Below are 3,769 nucleotides of genomic sequence, written 5' to 3'. Positions count from 1 at the left end.
GCACCCTGCACCTTGTCGGAGACAGTCGAGAGTGCCTTGTCGGCCACCGTGCCGACCAGCCTCTGCATTGCTTCCTGGAGCACGCTGGACGATCCGTTGCCGTCACCCGGTGCGGTTTCTCGCAGTTTCTTCGCGGCGTTCGTCATCGTGCTCACCGTCCGCCGCGCCGGACGGGCGCAGAATTAGTCGTGGCCTTCGCCCGTGTCTTGCGGCCCCTGGTTGGGGCCTCTTCGTCATCCTCGTCGGATTTCGCGCTCCGCGACCTGCTGGTCGGCCGGGAGCTGCCGTTGCTGGAAGTCCGTCGACGCGCGGCGGGCCGCTTGCGTGGGGCGGGTTCCTCGTCGGCGGTATCTTCCTCGGCGGCGTCTTCCTCGTCGGGCTCCTCGTACTCGTCTTCCTCGTCGGCGTACTGTTCGTCCGGCTCTTCCTCGACTTCGGACTCGTCGTACTCCTCGTCCTCGGACCGGCCGCGTCGCTTGCGACCGAGTTTTCCGAGCCTGCTGAGCTTGCCTACGGAATTGCCGACACCACTCGCAGCGTCGTCCACGGTGTCGCCCACGTCGCCGACGACTTCTCCGCCGCTGGACAGGAGGCGGTTGTTGAGCGAATTGATGCGTTGGCTTGCGGCGGTGACCGCTGCGGCCTTCGCCGCGCTGACCAGCTCTTCGCGCACCGAGTCGCTGATCTTGGCGAACTCGGGGGAGCTCGCGAGCATCTTCGTACCGCGTTCCAGTAAATCGCGTGGCCCGCCGGGGAAGCGTCCGGTCGCGCCCGCGGCCGCGAGCATCAGTGCCATCTTCATCCGGTGTGTACGGCCCAGCATGTATCCTGCGCCGACGGCCAATGCCACCTGACCTTTGGTTTTCATCGTCGAACCCCTTTACCGAGTAGTCGCCGGCGCACCGCTCGCCCACTTCGGCAATGTGTGGCAGAACCGTCCTCGGAAATGTCTCGCAAAACCGTGCGCGGTATGGGGCGCCGCTTGTCGACTACCCCAGCCGCGGGACACTCAACCACCACCAAAAAATTCGGTTCGGGCAGCTTTCCGCGGCCACGCATCCACGCGGACTGTCTCGAGATTGCGGATTGGCACCGAAAATCGGAAGTGCCTCAGCGGCAACCCTGTTCACGGTGAAGATTGTGGGCGTTCACTTGGCGGCGGCGCGCACCGCCGCCACCAGCGCCGCGACGACGAGCACGAGCAGGAGGACCACGAGCAGTACCGGCGCGAGCAGGGACCCGAGGACCAGGACGAGAACCAGGGCGACCTTGGCCTTGCCGCTCAACCCGGACACGAGCGCTTTGATCGCGGCCCACACAGGATTCTTGCCGGTCAGGGCGGCCCGAATGCCTGCAATTACGGCGTTGATCCCCGCGTCGCTCTGCGCGATCGTGTCGACGAGCGTGTCCATCCATTCCCGGAACTGCTGCCGAATATTCTGCATCACCGTCTCGGTGTGTTCTCGCATCGCGTCCATGAGCCGGTGAACGTGGTTTTTCAGCCATGCGATGACCGCCTCGACCGACCGCGACAAGAGTCCGCGTTCGGTCTCGTGCGAGATCGGGTCGGGCCTGCGCTGACGGGTCGGCGTGGTGGACCGAGGGCGCGCCGTTTCGTGGGACCCGGTGTCTCGGGGATGCTTCCGGGCCGTCGGCTTCGTGGGGTGGGCCGTTCGCGACGGTGGGGGCGCCGGCTTACTTCTCCGGGGGACGCTGCGGCGTGACGTGGAGGGTGATTTCTCGGCTGCCGGTCGCCTGGGGGGCAACGGTCGTCTTCGTGGCAGCCGCCCCGAGGCTGCGCCCGAGGGCGGCGTCGACTTCTTCGCAGTCTGGTGCGATCGAATTGTCGCCGACGTGGCGGTGGCCATCGGGCTGTCGTTGTCCGTGGTCTTGCTGTGAGAGGAAGTGCCTCCACGGTCAGGCCTGGCCGGTGTGCTCCGGCCGCTTGTCCTCACTCGTGCGCCCATACACCGCAATTACCCTCGCGACCATTCTTGAAACGCGAGCGGATTTTCGTGGGCGCTACAGGTGCGGCGGATGTACTGATCTCCGAGGCCGCGTTCGTCTGGGCGGGTTGTTGCGGGTGACGATGAGCGGGTCGGAGGAGGTGAGCCGGTGATCGGGTGTCCGTGCGGTTCCCGCATTCTGTCTCCCGGGGGCCGATCGTGAAGGAGAAGTATGTTTTTTCCGCGGGAGATTGTTCCGGTGAAGTCGAAGGAGCGGGCGGGCACCGGGGTTACGATGCACACGGAGATCTGCCCAGCTGGTACCGCTCATCGGCGCGGTATCGGACCCTGCCGCAGAGGCGGTGATACTGACGATGAGGGATTCCCCGGCGGAGAACGTGCCGAGCCGGAGGGCCGGAGGGCGTCGTTACCGCACACTGAATACCACCCGCGCCGGTGTGCTCGCGGTGGGCGTTGCCCTTGCGATCGCGGGCTGCTCGACCACTTCCGAGCCGACGACCTCGCCGACGTCGAACGGTGCACTGCCCGCCGCGACGACCGCGGCCGCACCAGAGGGGTCGGCGCTGAAACCCATCGATCCGGCTGCATTCCAGTCCGCCGTGAACGCTGCGGCCGAGGAGCTGCTCGTGCCCGGCGCGGTGGTGCAGCTCCGCACCCCACAGGGGACCTTTGGCGCCGTGGTCGGTACGACCGAACTGGGCGCGCAGACGCCGCCTGACGAACAAACCCATTTCCGGATCGCGTCGAACACCAAGACCATGACTGCGGCGCTGACCGTGCTCCTCGCCCAGGACGGGAAGCTCGAGTTCGGCGACCCGGTGTCCACCTACGTTTCGGACGTGCCCAACGGCGAGAACATCACCGTCGCAGAGCTGTTGACGATGCGCAGTGGGCTCTACAACTATACGAACTCGCCCGAATTCGCGGCCACTCTGGATACCGACCCGGCGAAGGCGTGGACGCCGCAAGAGGTCTTGGATATCGCGTTCCGGCACCCGTCGGAATTCCCGCCGGGCACGTCCTACGAGTACAGCAATACGAACTACGCATTGCTGGGTCTGATCGCCGAGAAGGTCGGCGGGCGCCCGTTGGCCGAGCAATTCCGGGATCGATTGTTCGGACCCCTCGGGTTGCAGCAAACCTCGCTTCCCGCTGCCGCCGACGCCGCGACCATCCCGGATCGCTACTCGCACGGCTACATGTACGGCGAATCGTCCTACGCGATGGTCGACGAGGAGTATCCCGCCGACATGCAGGCCGCCGCACGAGCGGGAACACTTCAACCCCTCGACTACACCAACCAGAATTCCTCGTACGCCACCGCTGCCGGTGGCGCCATCTCCACGGCAGACGACCTGGCCACGTGGATCCGGGCACTGGTGTCGGGCAATGTCCTGAATGCCGAGTACCAGCAGCAATGGCTCCACAGCCTGCAACCCGAGGATCCGAGCACACCCGACGGGCAGCAATACGGGTACGGCATCAGCTATCAGCGTTTCGGGCCGAACGCCTCGATGTACTACCACGGCGGTGAGCTGCCGGGTTTCAACTCGTTCATCGGCTACGACCCGGACAACGACGTCACGCTGGTGATCTGGACGAACCTGACCCTGTCGCCCGAGGGCAAGACCACGGCGAACGCTTTGCTGCCCACCGTTCTCGACGAGGTCTACGCCGGGATGTCGCTGGCGCCCACACCAGCCCCGACCACCACCAGGTGACGTGGTGCGCGGTGCCACGGTCCGATGCGCGCGAGCGCTATGCCTTTCCCGGTCGCCGGCGCGACCGCCGGCGGTCGGGCA

General features: G+C 66.0%; 4 protein-coding genes. 2 read left to right on the top strand and 2 right to left on the bottom strand.

What is annotated here, in order from left to right; genetic code table 11:
- Window positions 1-151 precede the first annotated feature (151 nt).
- Together AZG88_RS28480 and AZG88_RS28475 are read right to left on the bottom strand one after the other, a co-directional pair.
- Complete coding sequence (locus tag AZG88_RS28480; RefSeq protein ID WP_005246455.1) at window positions 152-868, bottom strand: hypothetical protein; 717 nt, start codon at window positions 866-868, stop codon at window positions 152-154.
- A 280-nt stretch (window positions 869-1,148) separates the two neighbouring features.
- Complete coding sequence (locus AZG88_RS28475) at window positions 1,149-1,469, bottom strand: hypothetical protein (RefSeq protein ID WP_228380605.1); 321 nt, start codon at window positions 1,467-1,469, stop codon at window positions 1,149-1,151.
- 157 nt (window positions 1,470-1,626) lie between these two features.
- Between AZG88_RS28475 and AZG88_RS28470 the strand changes: the two genes are divergently transcribed.
- Entirely contained in the window at window positions 1,627-1,899 is a 273-nt protein-coding gene (locus AZG88_RS28470) for a hypothetical protein (RefSeq protein WP_061040928.1), read from the top strand.
- A gap of 589 nt (window positions 1,900-2,488) precedes the next feature.
- A complete protein-coding gene (locus AZG88_RS28460; protein WP_061040934.1) occupies window positions 2,489-3,688 on the top strand; it encodes a serine hydrolase domain-containing protein in 1,200 nt (399 codons plus the stop codon).
- Window positions 3,689-3,769: the final 81 nt, after the last annotated feature.

Origin of the sequence: Rhodococcus sp. LB1 (assembly GCF_001583455.1) — a bacterium.
Taxonomy (GTDB): domain Bacteria; phylum Actinomycetota; class Actinomycetes; order Mycobacteriales; family Mycobacteriaceae; genus Rhodococcus_F; species Rhodococcus_F opacus.
The sequence above is the reverse complement of the archived record's forward strand: the minus strand, read 5'-3'. Positions and strand labels throughout refer to the sequence as shown.

Excerpts from the sequence above, each read along its gene's own strand:
- AZG88_RS28480 (WP_005246455.1), bottom strand. The coding sequence starts at position 868 with ATGAAAACCAAAGGTCAGGTGGCATTGGCCGTCGGCGCAGGATACATG.
- AZG88_RS28475 (WP_228380605.1), bottom strand. The coding sequence starts at position 1,469 with ATGCGAGAACACACCGAGACGGTGATGCAGAATATTCGGCAGCAGTTC.